The sequence below is a fragment of the Microcystis sp. LEGE 00066 genome (assembly GCF_015207925.1).
Lineage (GTDB): Bacteria > Cyanobacteriota > Cyanobacteriia > Cyanobacteriales > Microcystaceae > Microcystis > Microcystis ichthyoblabe_A.
This window is the reverse complement of record NZ_JADEVX010000018.1, coordinates 1-15,352: the sequence shown is the minus strand read 5'-3', so window position 1 is coordinate 15,352 and position 15,352 is coordinate 1. Positions and strand designations below refer to the sequence as shown.

At 39.9% G+C, this 15,352-nt stretch carries 14 protein-coding genes, 1 tRNA gene and 1 pseudogene; 10 read left to right on the top strand and 6 right to left on the bottom strand.

Translation table 11 applies throughout. From position 1 onward, the window contains the following. The first annotated feature begins 20 nt into the window (after positions 1–20). The 3 genes from IQ224_RS04500 to IQ224_RS04490 are packed head-to-tail and all read left to right on the top strand — an operon-like array spanning position 21 to position 4,069. A complete protein-coding gene (locus IQ224_RS04500) occupies positions 21–710 on the top strand; it encodes a bifunctional 2-polyprenyl-6-hydroxyphenol methylase/3-demethylubiquinol 3-O-methyltransferase UbiG (protein WP_002745253.1) in 690 nt (229 codons plus the stop codon). A 58-nt stretch (positions 711–768) separates the two neighbouring features. After that, complete coding sequence (locus IQ224_RS04495; RefSeq protein WP_002745255.1) at positions 769–1,833, top strand: NAD-dependent epimerase/dehydratase family protein; 1,065 nt, start codon at positions 769–771, stop codon at positions 1,831–1,833. Between the two features lie 10 nt (positions 1,834–1,843). Continuing rightward, positions 1,844–4,069, top strand: coding sequence for a hypothetical protein (locus IQ224_RS04490; RefSeq protein ID WP_002745257.1), 2,226 nt, complete (start codon positions 1,844–1,846; stop codon positions 4,067–4,069). 41 nt (positions 4,070–4,110) lie between these two features. On the opposite strand, the gene IQ224_RS04485 is transcribed toward IQ224_RS04490, so the two are convergent. Continuing rightward, positions 4,111–4,183 (bottom strand) — tRNA-Ala (locus tag IQ224_RS04485). Between the two features lie 131 nt (positions 4,184–4,314). Between IQ224_RS04485 and IQ224_RS04480 the strand changes: the two genes are divergently transcribed. After that, positions 4,315–4,866: an acireductone dioxygenase gene (locus tag IQ224_RS04480; protein ID WP_002745261.1), complete on the top strand. Its 552-nt coding sequence runs from the start codon at positions 4,315–4,317 to the stop codon at positions 4,864–4,866. Positions 4,867–5,033: 167 nt separating this feature from the next. Here IQ224_RS04480 and petG read toward each other — a convergent pair whose 3' ends face one another. The 3 genes from petG to IQ224_RS04465 all read right to left on the bottom strand — a co-directional run bounded on the left by petG (position 5,034) and on the right by IQ224_RS04465 (position 7,374). Beyond that, on the bottom strand, positions 5,034–5,150 hold the full coding sequence (petG, locus tag IQ224_RS04475) for a cytochrome b6-f complex subunit V (RefSeq protein ID WP_002738052.1): 117 nt from the start codon (positions 5,148–5,150) through the stop codon (positions 5,034–5,036). 524 nt (positions 5,151–5,674) lie between these two features. Further along, positions 5,675–6,160 carry a hypothetical protein gene (locus IQ224_RS04470; protein ID WP_002745265.1) on the bottom strand — a complete coding sequence of 162 codons (486 nt, stop codon included), beginning with the start codon at positions 6,158–6,160 and terminating at the stop codon, positions 5,675–5,677. Between the two features lie 77 nt (positions 6,161–6,237). After that, positions 6,238–7,374 (bottom strand): metallophosphoesterase, encoded by a 1,137-nt coding sequence (locus IQ224_RS04465; RefSeq protein WP_194032613.1) that lies wholly within the window; start codon positions 7,372–7,374, stop codon positions 6,238–6,240. Positions 7,375–7,439: 65 nt separating this feature from the next. On the opposite strand from IQ224_RS04465, the gene trmB reads away from it, so the two are divergent. The 3 genes from trmB to IQ224_RS04450 are packed head-to-tail and all read left to right on the top strand — an operon-like array spanning position 7,440 to position 9,538. Then, entirely contained in the window at positions 7,440–8,075 is a 636-nt protein-coding gene (gene trmB / locus IQ224_RS04460; protein ID WP_194032612.1) for a tRNA (guanosine(46)-N7)-methyltransferase TrmB, read from the top strand. 34 nt (positions 8,076–8,109) lie between these two features. Beyond that, the gene (locus IQ224_RS04455) at positions 8,110–8,718 is read left to right on the top strand and encodes a hypothetical protein (RefSeq protein ID WP_194032611.1); all 609 of its coding nucleotides are present in this window, start codon (positions 8,110–8,112) and stop codon (positions 8,716–8,718) included. Positions 8,719–8,737: 19 nt separating this feature from the next. Continuing rightward, positions 8,738–9,538 carry a tetratricopeptide repeat protein gene (locus IQ224_RS04450; RefSeq protein ID WP_194032610.1) on the top strand — a complete coding sequence of 267 codons (801 nt, stop codon included), beginning with the start codon at positions 8,738–8,740 and terminating at the stop codon, positions 9,536–9,538. 136 nt (positions 9,539–9,674) lie between these two features. Here IQ224_RS04450 and glgA read toward each other — a convergent pair whose 3' ends face one another. Both glgA and dacB read right to left on the bottom strand, forming a co-directional pair. After that, positions 9,675–11,153: a glycogen synthase GlgA gene (gene glgA / locus IQ224_RS04445; RefSeq protein ID WP_194032609.1), complete on the bottom strand. Its 1,479-nt coding sequence runs from the start codon at positions 11,151–11,153 to the stop codon at positions 9,675–9,677. A 324-nt stretch (positions 11,154–11,477) separates the two neighbouring features. Next, positions 11,478–12,902, bottom strand: coding sequence for a D-alanyl-D-alanine carboxypeptidase/D-alanyl-D-alanine-endopeptidase (gene dacB, locus IQ224_RS04440; protein ID WP_194032608.1), 1,425 nt, complete (start codon positions 12,900–12,902; stop codon positions 11,478–11,480). A gap of 174 nt (positions 12,903–13,076) precedes the next feature. Between dacB and gorA the strand changes: the two genes are divergently transcribed. The 3 genes and pseudogenes from gorA to IQ224_RS04425 all read left to right on the top strand — a co-directional run. After that, positions 13,077–14,429: a glutathione-disulfide reductase gene (gorA, locus tag IQ224_RS04435; protein WP_002745279.1), complete on the top strand. Its 1,353-nt coding sequence runs from the start codon at positions 13,077–13,079 to the stop codon at positions 14,427–14,429. A gap of 186 nt (positions 14,430–14,615) precedes the next feature. After that, positions 14,616–14,900: pseudogene (locus tag IQ224_RS04430) on the top strand (transposase family protein); the annotation flags it as partial. A gap of 301 nt (positions 14,901–15,201) precedes the next feature. Next, positions 15,202–15,352: DUF4277 domain-containing protein (locus IQ224_RS04425; protein WP_194032607.1), on the top strand; the 151-nt coding region annotated here is incomplete at its 3' end.

Genomic DNA, 15,352 nt, shown 5'->3' with positions numbered 1-15,352 from the left:
TAAATTCAGAGGTTAAAACCATGTTAGACGAGCAAGTAACCCGACAAATGGAATACTTAAAGAAACTTTACGAAAGTCGCTTTAATCCTCAAGAAAGAAAAGCAAAATTAGCTCTTTGGAAAGTTTTGGTTAATAATTTTTTACAAAATTATGTTACTGTCAATGATACAGTTTTAGATATTGGTGGAGGTTACTGTGAATTTATTAATCAAATTCGTTCTAAAAATAAATACTTAATCGATCTTAATCCTGATGCAAAAGTTTTTGCTAATCCTGATGTAACGGTATTAAATCTCAATATTCTCAGTATTAATGAGCAGCAAAAACTTGATATAAGATTTGATAAAATTTTTATCTCCAACTTTTTCGAGCATTTAAATAGTGCGGAAGAATTAATCGAAGTTTTGGGATTTTGTTATGACATTTTAACACCAGGAGGATCACTTCTAGTGATTCAACCTAATTTTAAGTATTCTTATAAAGAATACTATGATTTTATTGATCATAAACTACCAATAACTCACCTTTCTTTAAAGGAGTTATTGGAAACAATGGGTTTTAGAATCGATACTTTAATTCCTCGTTTTCTACCATTTTCTACGAAAGGAAGACTCGCTTCACCCACCTTACTCAAAATTTATTTAAAATTCCCTATTTTCTGGAATTTCTTGGGTGGGCAGCTATTTGTCAAAGCCACCAAACCTAGATAATTACTGACAATACAGTGATTCAAAGTAACCGACAAATACTAATCAAGATTGTACAATTATGACTAGACAAGTGTTAATTACTGGTGGTGCGGGTTTTGTAGGTAGTTCTTTAGGTTTAGGATTAGCCCAACGTTATCCCGATTGGAAAATTATCGCCTTAGATAACTTAAAACGTCGCGGTTCCGAGTTGAATATTCCCCGTCTTAAACAGGCGGGAATTGAATTTGTTCATGGAGATGTCAGAAATGCGGAAGACTTAGAAGCAGCCGCTTTGCCAGTGGATTTAATCCTAGAATGTTCGGCAGAACCTTCCGTTTTAGCTGGTTATACTTCTCCTGGCTACGTTTTGCAAACTAACTTAATTGGAACGATTAACTGTTTAGAATTAGCTAGACAAACCCAAGCAGATTTTATTTTTCTCTCCACCAGCAGAGTTTATCCTATCGCCTATCTTAATCAATTAAACTATACAGAAACAGATACTCGTTTTCAGTTATCTGAACAGCAAGATTTACCTGGGGTTTCTGCTTTTGGTATCAGTGAACAATTTCCCTTAGATTTGCCCCGTTCTCTCTACGGTTCCACTAAGTTAGCATCGGAACTGATTATTAATGAATATGGGGATGCCTACGGATTAAGAACTTTAATTAATCGCTGTGGAGTTTTAACCGGTCCTTGGCAAATGGGAAAAGTTGATCAGGGAGTTTTTGCCCTTTGGGTGGCTAATCATTACTTTCAGAAGTCCTTAAAATATATCGGTTATGGGGGTACGGGGAAACAGGTTAGAGATTTTCTTCATGTAGCTGATTTACTTGATTTAATCGATATTCAGATTGCTAATTTAGAACAATTCAAAGGGCAGACTTTTAATGTGGGGGGTGGGCAAGATTTTTCCTTGTCTCTTTGCGAAACCACAAAACTATGTCAAGAAATCACGGGCAATAGTATAATGATTGAGGCAATTCCCGAAAATCGCACCGGAGATATGCCAATTTTTATCACTGATTCCCGCAAAATCAGTTCTATAACTGGATGGCAACCCCAGCGAGACGGTAGAAAATTAATCCAAGATATTTTTGATTGGATTTATAATCACGAGAAGGAATTAAAAGGAATTTTTTAACTCAAAAATTATGCACAAAAAATCTCTCGATTTACCTGTATTCGTCAAGGGAATACTAATTATTATTACTGCCTACTTTTTTCTGGCAAATTTGCCTATTATTGATCGGTTAGAAATTGGTTTAGATGCTTCTTGGGCTTTTGCTATTAGTGATGCTGCCCATAAACAGTTAATTTTTGGTCAAGATATTATCTTCACCTATGGACCACTAGGCTATCTCATTCATGGCACATCTTTAAATCACAACTTTTCCCAAATTATCTATTTTCGCTGGTTGATACACCTTTGTCTATTAGCAGTAGTTATTCTCAGATTATTATTTATTAAGGACTATAGCAATCAAATAGTTTTTGTGCTGTCAATTATTTTTGCTACCCTAGTAGGAAATCCCTACAACAGTATCGGCTTTACTGTTGATTATCAGATAATATTTATCCTCCTGATACTCATGTCTTTTGATAACTTTTTTCAAAAGTATATCAATTATTTAGCTATGGCTATTGGCATAATCACTGGGTTCTCTATACTCACAAAACTAACTCTAGGAATTTATCTAGCAGGCAGCCTGTTTATCTACATAATCGTTAATATTGTTCGGGGATATTTTCAGAAGTCACCATCGATAGTTATAAAAAATGTTCTCGCTGGTATTAACTTAACTTTAAGCATTCCTTCCATTGCTTTTATTTTTCTCTATCCAGCTGCCTCTAACCGAGCCTTTATTCACATTATAGTTAATTTTTGCATTGCCGGAGGAGTAGCTTTAACTCTCTGGTTTATCGTCAGATCTGCCCGCCTATCGGCACCCCCCTTATTAAGAGAGGCAAGGGGTATCAAAGGCGGAATCTATCTTCTATTTAATCAGAACCAATTGCTTAACTTCTTACCTCTGTTAGTATTTTATGGGCTTTATGGGTTACTTCTCCTCCAAACAATTAATCTAAATAGTTTCCCCTCTCTCATCGGATATTTAAGCAATTCTTGGCAAATTTCTTCTGGTTATTCCAGTGCGATGAGTATTGTAGGAAATTACCCGCGTTTACTAATTGCTTTGCTCTGCTTTGCCGTAAGTTTGCTTTTAATGTTGCTGGCAATTATAGACCAAAAAATTAGTCTGGCTATTGCCTATATTTTTCCCATATTTTTGTCATTTAAGCATGGATTTGTTCGGCAAGATGCTCACGTTGTTGTTTTTACACTTGTGGTTATTGTCTTAGCTTCTCTTTATACAACAATTATTAAAAAATCTCGGTTTAAGAAAATTGCTTATTGTGCTTGGGGAATAATTTTTTTTGGATGTATTATTATCACCTCTAGTCCTAATTGGACTATATTGGAAAATGCTCGCCAGTGGAGTAATTTCAGTCCCGATAGGGTGGCTAATAATATTGGGGTTGTCATTTCCTCTATGCTTAATCCCAGAGAATTAAAAATGCGAGGTGAAAGGAGTACAACTCAAAATTTACAAGTCATTGCTACCGCTACCAAAATACCCGATTCTGTGCTGGGAAAAGTGCAAGGCAAAACTATTGATATAATTCCCTGGGAATTTTCACTTATTCCGGGCAATCAGCTTAATTGGAAACCGCGGCCGATTATTCAATCCTATTCTGCTTATACAGAAAAACTGGATGAACTAAATTACCAAAGCTTATCTAAATCTCCCAGAGATTATCTGATTTATCACTTTCAATCTATTGATGGCAGACATCCTTTTTTTGATGAACCTAAAGCCTTTTCCTATGTGGTTTGTAATTATCAACTTGACTCGGTAAATTCACCCTTCCAAGTCCCCGCAATCAAAACCAACTTTTATCTTTTAGAAAAACGAAATATCAGTCGTTGCAGTCCAACCCCTCTAGGAGAGACTACTAATATTACTTGGGATCAAGTCTATGAATTACCTACTCGTAATAGTGGGATTACTCGTGTTCAAGTTAAATTTGAATATTCTTGGTTTGGTAAAATAATCAAAAAAATATTTAGAATCCCTCCCGTGATAATTAACGTTAATTATCTCGATGGAACTCAAGCCAATTTTCGCTTTGTTCAAGATAATTCAGCTAATGGAGTTATCCTTAGTCATTTACCGAGAAATGCTCAGGAATTAATGGCATTTTTTCAAGGAAAATTACCCCCACAAGTTAAGTCTTTTAGCTTTTCTGTCAGTAATCCTCTGCTATTCTCCCCAGAAATAAAAGTAACGCCTTTTTGGGAAGTTGAGACTGGTTCATAATCTTTCTTGAACCTTGAAAAGCGGTTAATATCTCTGGAAAATGGAGAATAGGGAACTCGAATCCCTGACCTCTGCGGTGCGATCGCAGCGCTCTACCAACTGAGCTAATTCCCCATATATAGGACATAATAGCATTTTTGAGCAGAAAATCCTAGGAACTGGCAAGGGATCGAGGGGCAAAAAATCGAGCGGCTTGCCTCTGGAAAACTTTAAAATGGAAAAAGTAATCTTGAGGATGATAACCAATGGCGATACTACGCTTAGAGAATGGGACAACTTATACCCAGTTAGCCGATATTAGTCTGGAATTGGCCAAATTAAATGTTACTTTAAACTATTGGCCGATCGAAAACGAAGCCACCCGTCAGCTACTTAAGGAAGCTTCTCTGACTGACGAAGAAAAAGAAATAGTTTTAACCAGCTTAGACGGTTATTTTGAGCAACTAAAGCAAGAAGCGGGTTATCAAGCCAGAGATTTAATCGTTTTACACCCCGACATTGCCAATCTCGACACTTTACTGGCAAAATTCGAGCGCTGTCACACCCACGCTGACGATGAGGTGCGTTATATCATTGATGGGGAGGGGGTTTTTGGCTTTGTCTTTCCCGATGGTTCTCAGGGAGAATTAACTATTCAACCTCAAGAATATATCAATGTTCCCGCCCATAGCGAACACTGGTTTCACCTCACTGCCAGTAAAAGAGTTAAAGCAGTGCGTTACTTCACCACTACCGCCGGATGGGTTCCCGAATATACGGAGACTGTCATTCGTTTTCCTAGTTTAACAGCCGTTTAGTTCTTGCTTTTTTGGCGATCGCTCTCCCAAGACAGATGAATTTTGCAGGGATGGCAACGCCGGCAGCCACAATCTGTTAAGGGGCAAATTTGTCCTGTTGAAAATCTCCCGTCTAGTGCCTAGCTTGACGGGAGATTGTCTCAATTCGGGGGATTGGCGTGATAGATTTAGTCTAAGCCGAATTGATTGCCCCGTTTGTACTGTAAATAGGCGGCAACGAACAAACCCGCTAGGGTAATGGGAATTAAGCCTAGGACAATCCCTAGCACTAAAGGTTCAATCACGTCTGTACTCCTTGGATTAGCAATTTTTCACCCGTATTTTATCCTAGCAGGGGTTGCTCGCGAAAGATAGGGCGATCGTACATACTTCTTAAGTGGGGTGTGGGGTGTATTTTCAGTGAACAGTGAACAGTAATCAGTAATCAGTAATCAGTGAACTGAAAACTCAGATCTGATAAATGATTCAAGACTGTCTCCTGTCTCGGAGTCTCCCGACTCCCCAAAAGGAAAACAGCTCTTCTAGGTTCTGTGTGATAAGTTTAACTTACTATATGATCGATCAATCTTTGTGTCCTTTGTGTCTTTGTGGTTCGTTCCACCCCCTCGCTCTTGAGAATGTATCTTAGAATACATTTTACCCACCAAACCTAAGAGAGCCGGAAAACTTCCTATCTCACCATTAAGATATAGCGTTTCCTAAGCTAGTGAGGTACACTTGTTTTTCTTCCCTTTTGCCTGTTGCCTTTTGCCTAAAACCCATAACTTTTGTACCTCAGCAGAGTGAAAAACGCTATAACTGCTCTACTCTAGGAGCGATCGAGAAAAAATTTTCTCAATTTGCCTTTACCCCAATAGCGATCGATTTCGTGCCAGAGATTGTGGAGACAAAAAACCACTGCGAGACAGAGAGTAACCGCAAGGATTTGAGAGAAACTTTCCCTTTGCCAAAATTTGGCCATTGCCTCCGAAATTACCCGCGTTACCCGATAAGCTTCCAGAAAACCCTCGATCGAGCCGAGAATCAGTGCTGCTAGGGTATAAACAAAGGTTCGATACAGAACACTAACGTAACGGGGACGATTTTCTAACCATTCTAGCTTCATGGCTGCGTCGAGAATGGCCACGGTTTTTGCCGCAAGGATCGCTCCTACGATCGCTTTACCCAAAACGTAGGTGGTAATCGAATACTCTTCCAGAAATAATTTCATGATCAGAAGAATATAACCGAAAGCCAAGAAAAAAAACAGGGTAAGAGAACCGATTTTTTTAAATTCCTTTTTAAGTGCTTCCATTGATTTTTTTTGATATTTTCTGCCAAGATAGCGTCTGCGTACCATAACTATAAGCTATAGTTAATTATTTATTGCAGCTATTCTCTCAACTCTACCAGCAAGTCTGAGTGCTGATAAGTAAACTGATGCTTGAAACTAATTACAGCTTGATTGTCGATAAAATGAGGATTACCGAGGGGATCGATGGCACTGAAAGCGTAGAAATAACGGCGTACTAGGGGCGGAAAATCGTTAAAATCGAAGATTGTGTCACCTTTAGCCACATCTGCCCAAAAATTTCCTAATTTCGGGGCTAATTCCTCCGCTAGACTCACGGGAAGATTGAGGGGATGGCAGGTTAACAAACGCATCATAAAAGGATAAGAGCGATCGCTTAACCATTGCCGAGAAATAGCGGGTAAATTCTCCCATCCGGGTATATTTTGCAGATGAAAGGATTCTATGGCTAATTCAACCGTGTTTTCGCAATATTCTAGCACCCGGTAGGGATGGGGATAACTGACGAGGGAACCGGTGGTAATTTCATAGATACCTCTACTAAAAGCCAGATCCTGCACATGGAGATGGCCAGTAATCAACAATTTTACGCCGTTTTCCTCTAGTATATCGAGCAGTTCTACCGCATTAGCCAACATATAGCGTTTACCTAATTCATGATTGCTTTGTCCGGGTAAATGCTCGATAACGTTATGATGGATCATCACCATAACCAGATCGTTTTTTAGCGCGGGTAAAGTCTGTTTTAACCAATGCAATTGTTCTGCATCTAAACTACCAATTTGTTTACCTTGCTCATCAAATTGATTAGAATTAAGACCGATTAATTGCACTCCGGGTAAAATTTCTTTTTGGTAGTATATTTGTTCGGGATTCCTGTAACCAAATTGTTGATAATAAAAGGGAAAATCTGCTAAACCGATCTGGTTTTCTGTTGCGGTTAAACTCAAAACATCATGATTACCCGGCACCACATAGACGGGAAAGGGTAAAGTGGCTAAACAATCGGCTAACCAACGATGATTTTCTGGTTCACCATCTTGGGTTAAATCGCCAGCAATCAGCAGAAAATCGAGGTTAAGGGTGATGAGATGGTCTAAAACAATTTTTAAAGCGGGAATACTCACTTCCACCAGATGAAAGCGATTAGAATGGTTCAAAATGGTGGTGGGTAAAGCGATATGAGGATCGCTGAGAATGGCGAAACGGAAATTCATCGCATTCAATTGGGCTAAATATCGGTAAACTAGATTGATCGAGGAGAAATGAGGAGAAAATATCTTTGGCTAAAGTTCGCGTTCGTCAGCACGTCAATCCCTTAAGTCATAAATATCGCCATCCGATCGCTCCCCCCGATTGGAATCAAGTTTATCAGGATATGACACCACCTCTCCATCTTGACATTGGTTGTGCGCGAGGTAAATTTTTGTTACAAATGGCCCAAGTATATCCAGAAATTAATTTTTTGGGGATTGAAATTCGTCAACCTTTGGTAATTGAAGCGAATCAGGAACGGGAAAGGTTAGGATTAAAAAATCTCGCTTTTGTTTTTGGCAATATGAATGTTACCCCAGAAATTTTACTGAAATCTTTGCCCGTAGATAAGTTATTTCGGGTGTCGATTCAATTTCCCGATCCTTGGTTTAAACAGCGTCACAGTAAGCGTCGAGTCGTGCAGCCGGAATTAGTCATAGCTTTGGCTAAATATATGGTATCTGGAGGCTGGGTTTTTTTACAGTCGGATGTGGAATCGATCGCCCTGGAAATGACGGAGAGATTTCAAGCACATCCCCATTTTGTTCGGCAACATCAAACCCCCTGGTTAGCGGAAAATATTTTCCCCGTAGCGACGGAGAGGGAAAAGTCCACTTATAATAAAGGTCAACCAGTTTATCGCTCGCTTTTTCGAGTTCGGTAGCTTCAGTTAAAATATTTTGGCACTGTCTGAAATCATGGTTAGAAATCTCGACTCACCCCTAATACTTGACGACAATAATCGCCCCCCTGTTTCTCAATTGCTGGAATTTCTCTTAGCAACAGAAAAAAACCATAAAAAAACTAAAGAAAATCTTACTTTTGAGGCTTTGGTCGGTACTTGGCGATTATACTTTATCACGGGAACTCAAAAAGCGAAAAAGAGAGCGGGAATTGTTTTGGGTAAGGGGCGCTATCTACCATCCTGGTTAAAAATTACCATCTCTTACCAAAGAAATGAGAGCTTAGAACCGGGAGAATTTATCTCTGGAAGCGTCAGCAATCAGATATTTTTAGGGGCAGTAAAACTATCTGTAAGCGGTCCAGTTAAGTTTTTTCCTAAAACCCGTCTTCTTGCCTTTGATTTTACCCGGCTCAACCTAACCCTATTTAATCGCTCTCTCTATTCTGGTTTTATTAGAAATGGCCAGGTAAGTGAAGCAAATTTTTATCAGGAAAGTATCAAAAAACAGGCATTTTTTGCCTATTTTCTGATCACAGAAACAATGATAGCAGCCCGGGGACGAGGGGGAGGATTAGCCCTTTGGGTAAAAGAGATAAGTGAGACAAAACTAGCTGAAAAATAAGTTATTAGAGGAGAAATAGATGGGATATTCTATCGAGGTAGATGGGACAAATTTTGACAGTGAAGTGATCGAGAAATCCTATCTAAATACAGTGATTTTAGACTTTTATGCTCTCTGGTGTGGACCCTGTAAATTGGTAAAACCGATGCTAGAAAAACTAGCAAGTGAATATAATTTTATCCTAGCCAAAATAGATATAGATAAAAATCCCCAATTAGCCGAACAATACGATGTGGAAGGAGTTCCCGATGTGCGAATTGTCAGCAAGGGAGAAGTGTTACCCTGTTTTGTCGGTGCTTTGCCAGAAGAACAAATTAGAGACTTATTTTCCCGTCTGGATTTACAATCGGAATTAGAAACAGGATTAGCAGAAATACAAGAAGCGATCGCCCTCGATAATTTGCCCGCAGCCAAACAATTATTTGATCGTCTTTTTCCTAAATATCCCAACGAACAGCGATTAATTATTATGGCGGTAAAATTTCTCATGCGTCTAGAAAAATGGTCAGACGCTTATCGATTAATCAGTGCTATTAAAGAGGAAAATCCTGTTATCAAAGGTTGGAAAACTATCCTAGAATTCCAACAGTTAAAACCAGAAAATAATCCCCTCGATCTGATATTTTTTGCTGGGATTAATTTCGCTTTAAAAGAAGATTATGCCGCCGCTTTAGATAAACTGATCAGCCTGGTGGGAGAAAGTAGAAAATATCGTCAGGATGGCGCAAGAAAAGCCATGTTAGCCATATTTCAGATTTTGGGAGTTAGTCATCCCCTCACCCAAGAATACCAAGCAAAGTTAACATTTCTGCTCTACTAGGTAGGGTTTACTAAAAAAGTTTGTTGGTGGGGTTAGGAGTCGGTCAAAACTAAAGCAATTACCCTGGAAATTTCAACAAATCTATTCCTCGAATTTCTGTTGACAACTGCCAGGGAATTGCTAGAGACAAGACAGTTTATTTGTGGCGAATCATTTCATAGAGGGCAACGTATTCTTCCCCGGGGCGATTCCAAGAGTAATCGCATTCCATGCCTTGAATCGCTAATTTTTGGAATTCTTCTGGCTGAGTGTACCACAATTCCAATGCCCGGGACATGGCTGATTCGAGGGCATTATTATCGGGATCAAAAAAGACAAAACCATTGCGTTCTTCGGGTTTGTGATAGGTATCATAATCGCGATCAAAAACCGTATTAACTAAACCACCAACTCCCCGGACAATGGGAACGGTTCCATATTTTAAGCTGATTACTTGTGTCAGTCCGCAGGGTTCAAAATTACTGGGAACCACAATCATATCGGCCCCCGCATAAATGAGGTGAGATAATTCCTCATTAAAGCCCAATTCAATATGAACATCAGGGTTATTATTGAGGTGATTTTTCTCGTGCCAGAACCAGTTATTAATTAACGATTCGGTGGCGGAACCTAAGAGGACAAATTGCGCCCCGCGAGCTAAGGCATAATACATGGCATGGTGAACTAAATGTACGCCTTTTTGGTCATCTAAACGACCGACATAACAAATTAAGGGTTTTTCTGCCTCATCTCTTAACCAGAGTCTTTCTCGCAGTGCCTTCTTATTGCGTGCCTTCTCGGAGAAGCTATCAACACCGTAGGGTGCAGGAATAAATTTATCCACTTCCGGGTTCCAGATATTGTAATCTAAACCGTTGAGAATGCCAGTAAATTTGTGTTGATGCTGGTGAATTGTATGACCTAAACCATAACTAACATCGGTGTGGTGTGCTTCCCAAGCATGGTGAGGTGAGACGGTATTGAAATAGTTGGAAAAGACGATGCCACCTTTCATAAAATTAATCACAAAAGGATTGAAATTATCGCGCAGTCGGGCATAGCTAAAGTAATAAGAATCGTTATTTAATCCTGTTGCCCAGAGAATTTCTGCACCTCCAAATCCTTGATGTTTAAAGTTATGGATGGTGTAAAGAACGCGCTGATTGCCCATACCATGATATTTATAAATTTCAAAAAGTAAGGGCGGAATTAAACCAGTTTGCCAGTCGTGACAATGAATTATATCGGGACGTTTATTACTTCTGAGCAAAAATTCTAAAGCGGCTTTAGAGAAGAAGGCAAAACGCATATTATCATCTTTACAACCGTAGTAAGTACCGCGATTAAAGAAATTATCCCCCGAATTGGGTTGAATAAAGAAACACAAGCGCCCGTGTACCCAACCACAAAAAACGTTACAGTGAATTGCGCCACCGTACCAAGGCACCCACAGGTCGCGATAAGCCTCGTGTAAGCCCCAAATTTGGTCGTAGCGCATACAATCATACATGGGTAGGATTAGCTCCACGCAATGACCGCGAATTTCTAATTCTCGACTCAATCCATATACCACATCCCCCAATCCCCCAGCTTTAATCACCGGGGCGCACTCGGAGGCAACCTGAACTATATACATATATCAATACTCCCTCGATTAATCTACAGGTCAGCTAGAAGCAATTTTTACAAAAGTATACAAGCTTCTGTGATTAAGTGGGTGGGTGGAATTAAATATAAGATGAACGTAGGTTGGGTTGAAGCATGAAACCCAACCCCCGCTCATGTTACGCTACCGCTAACCCATCCTACAAATAATTGTGCTTCCCTACTTAAATGGCTCGATCGAATTGGTTGCGGGTTGGGGTGTTGGGGTAGTGGGGTGTTGGGGTAGTGGGGGAATTTAGCTGAAATTTCCCCATCTCCCTATCTCCCCATCTCCCTATCTCCCGGCTCCTAAAGATTAACAGCGTTTTAACTGTCCTAGGAGCAAAATCACCTCATCGATGCCGTTTCTGAGGGTAGTGGCGGGTTTATCGCTGTTATTGACGGTTATACTAAAGATTAGGGGTTGATTGTCCTCAGTTTCTAGATAACCGGCGAGAGCGGTAACTCCGGTTAAAGTCCCGGTTTTTGCCTGTAATCGTCCTTCTATGGGAGTCTGGCGAAATCTATTGGTTAAAGTGCCATCAATGCCTCCAATGGCTAAAGAACGACGATAATCAGGATTTTCTGCCATTAGTTGTAAGATTTGACCTAAAGTATTGGGTTTAATCAGGTTTTGTCGTGATAGCCCCGAACCATCGCCGATTTTATAACTATCGCTGTTAATTCCCAGTTTTGTTAAAGTTTCTTGCAATCCCGACACACCGCCGAGCATTTGTAGTAGGGTTTCGGCTAGTAAATTATCGCTATTTTTATTGACTTTTTCCACCAAATATGCTAGGGGTTCTGATTCTAAATTGGTGATTTCATCGCCGAGAATTTCTGAGCTAATTTCGGCGGTTTTAACGGTAATTCCCGCTTTTTCAAGGATATTACGCCAGCGATTAAGGAAATACTCCGAAGGTTGGGGAATAGCTAAATTAAAATCATCTTGACTATCAATAGCCAGAGAACCAGTGATAATTAGGCGATTATTGGCTAAATTGCCCTTAATTGCCAGATTATTCGGGCTTCCTTGCGCTGCAGTGCTGGTTTGATTCTCAATTAGCCATTGTTTAGCGGCAATGGGATCAGACCATTGTAAATCTAAGCTTTGCCCCAATTGTCGCGGTAAAAGCCTTAAAGTGACGGAATTTTCGTTTAAAACCAAGCTAGAAGCACTAACTGCATAGTCAAAAAAGACATCTTCCCATTCCCAAGTTTTTTGACTATCGGAGACGACAAAAGGACTAGCAACGACAATTAAGCGATAAATTGAGTTAATTCCCCCTGCTTTTAACTTTTCTGCCAATTTTTCTAACTTTTCTGTGGTTATGGTGGCATCTCCCCTCCCGACTAAGGTTAAAGTTTCTAAATCGGGGGGGTTGCCTTGGGCTAAAATGAGGGTTTTCAGACGATAATCGCGGTTAAATTTGCTGAAAGCGGCGGCAGTGGTTAATAATTTCGCAGTAGAAGCGGGAGTAAAAAAGTTATTTTCGTGAAGACTATAGAGATTTTCCTGAGAATTGAGGTATTTTACTAAAATTCCCCAATAAGCGCCTTGATAATCGGGTCGGTCTAAAATGCGATCGATCCTGGTGGCTAAGTCTGCTGGACAGATAAACTGGGAAGGGGGGAAATTGTCTTGACTGATGGGGTTTGCGAGGGTGAGGGGATGGTTTACCCAGAGAAATAGGGAACAAGTCCCCAAGAGAAAAGATAATTTTGATCGGCGTGTTAGCATAGAATTAAATCTTGGCAGTAGTCAAATTGGCTCTAATTTAGCAGCATTCGTGACTATATTGTGCTAGTTACTCGATAGATTCGGTTAGGGATTGATCCGAGATATTCGCTCCCCTTTTTGCCCAGAAAGTTTTTTGATGCCGTCAAATTTCTATACATTCGCGAGGATATTTTTATGAGTTATGATTTTGATTTATTCGTGATTGGTGGTGGTTCTGGGGGTATTGCCACCGCTAGACGGGCAGCCGAATACGGGGCAAAAGTGGGATTAGCAGAATACGATCGCTTGGGAGGAACCTGTGTTAATCGTGGTTGTATTCCCAAAAAATTAATGGTTTATTCTAGTCGTTTTCCTCAACTATTTAAGGATGCGGAAGGTTACGGTTGGAGTCCAGTAGAGAGTCAGTTAAATTGGCAAAAATTAATTAGCGCCGTTAATCAGGAAACTATCCGTTTAAATGGCATTTATCAAAAGATGCTCGATAATTCTCAAGTGACGCTTTTTCCTAATTATGCCAAGTTTCTTGATAGCCATACCCTAGAGGTGGGAGAGGAAAAAATTACTGCCGATAAAATTTTAATTGCCGTGGGGGGACATCCCGTTAAACCCGATATTCCGGGGATCGAACATACGGTAGTTTCTGATGCCATGTTTCAACTGCCGGAACAACCGAAAAGAATTATAGTTTTAGGGGCGGGATATATTGGGGTAGAATTTGCCGGTATTATGCACGGATTGGGGACAGAAGTGGTGCAGTTAATCCGTAAAGACAAGATTTTAAGAGGGTTTGATGAGGATATCCGCGATGAGATTCAAGCAGAAATGATCCGTCAGGGAATTAAAATTATGCCCGAAACTTTCCCCACTTCGATCGAGAAAACTGACGAGGGTTTAAAGGTACATATTCAGGGGAAAGAAACCTCAGAAATGCTCTTTGTTGATGCCCTAGGATTAGCCGCTACTGGAAGAATCCCTAAGCTGGAAAAATTGGGCTTAGAGAATGTCAATGTCGAGGTAAAAAATCGGGCAATTGTCGTCAACGAGTATAGCCAAACCAGCGAAGATAATATCTATGCCGTGGGTGATTGTACCGATAAAATTAATTTAACTCCCGTGGCGATTAATGAGGGGCGAGCTTTTGCCGATACAGTCTTTGGTAATAAACCCCGGTTAATGAGTTATGAAAACGTTCCTTCGGCAGTATTTTCTACTCCTGAAGCTGCGACGGTGGGATTAACGGAATTGCAAGCAAAAAAACAATATGGTGACACGGGAATTAAAGTTTATCGGTCTAAATTCCGTCCCGGTTACAATGTTTTACCAGGCCGAGAGGACAAAACTTTGATGAAATTAGTTGTCCACCAGGAAAGTGGTAAAATCCTTGGGGCGCACATGGTGGGAGATCACGCCGCCGAAATTATTCAAGGAGTAGCCATTGCCGTAAAAATGGGGGCGACAAAAGCCGATTTTGATGCCACTGTCGGCATTCATCCCAGTGCTGCCGAGGAATTTGTCACCATGCGTTGATTAAGTAGGTAGGCGTTAAAAATTATCAGACACCCCCCTTATCAAGGGGGGATTAAGGGGGGATCCCCCCGCCTATCGGCACCCCCCTTATCAAGGTAGGGTTGATTCATTCTCCCATCAGAATATCAAAAGTAAAAGCGATCACTATCAGGTAAAATGAGGAGTGACCGCCAACCTTTCAAATATATGTTGAGCTTAATACAAAAACTGAAACAAGTCAAGGACTTTCGGAAAGATAAAGGAAAAAGACACCCTTTATGGATAGTATTAGTAGTAATAATACTGGGAACAATGCTAGGATACTCAGGTTATAGAAAGCTAGGAGAGTTTGCTAAAAATAATCGGCACAGGCTCAGTAAAGAATTTAACATAATTCCAGAAAGAGTCCCATCCTATTCAACAATTAGAAGGGTAATGATGGGAGTTGACTGGCAGAGTTTGTTAAAAATGTTTAATGAATGGGCATTAGAACCCACATTCCGCACCCTCAACTGTCACAGATCAAAAAAGCCATTAAAGTAGTACATAATAACTAAAATTAATTCAAAGGTTAAAAGGGTTAATGAGAATATATAGCATTAAAAGGGGTATGGAGCGAGAAAGAGAAAATTCAAGAGAAAAAAATAATTGTTCAGAAAACAAGAAATAATTGATTACAATAAGTAGTCGTGCAAAATTAATTTCCTAGTGAAGATAGGCAAGAGGCAAGAGCGGGGTTAGATATGTGTAATTAATTTTGCTTAGGTACTTAGAAGTAGTGGAGGAATCTGTTGTGAAATTAAAACCCCAAGAAATAGAAATTCAGAACATAGACCATCTAGGGATAGTGGCAGGAATAATAGACTCAATCGGAATAGTAGAAATAATAAACGAATTGATAGGAGTCGAAAAAGACGAAAAAGTAAATGCAGGTCAAGTAGTAA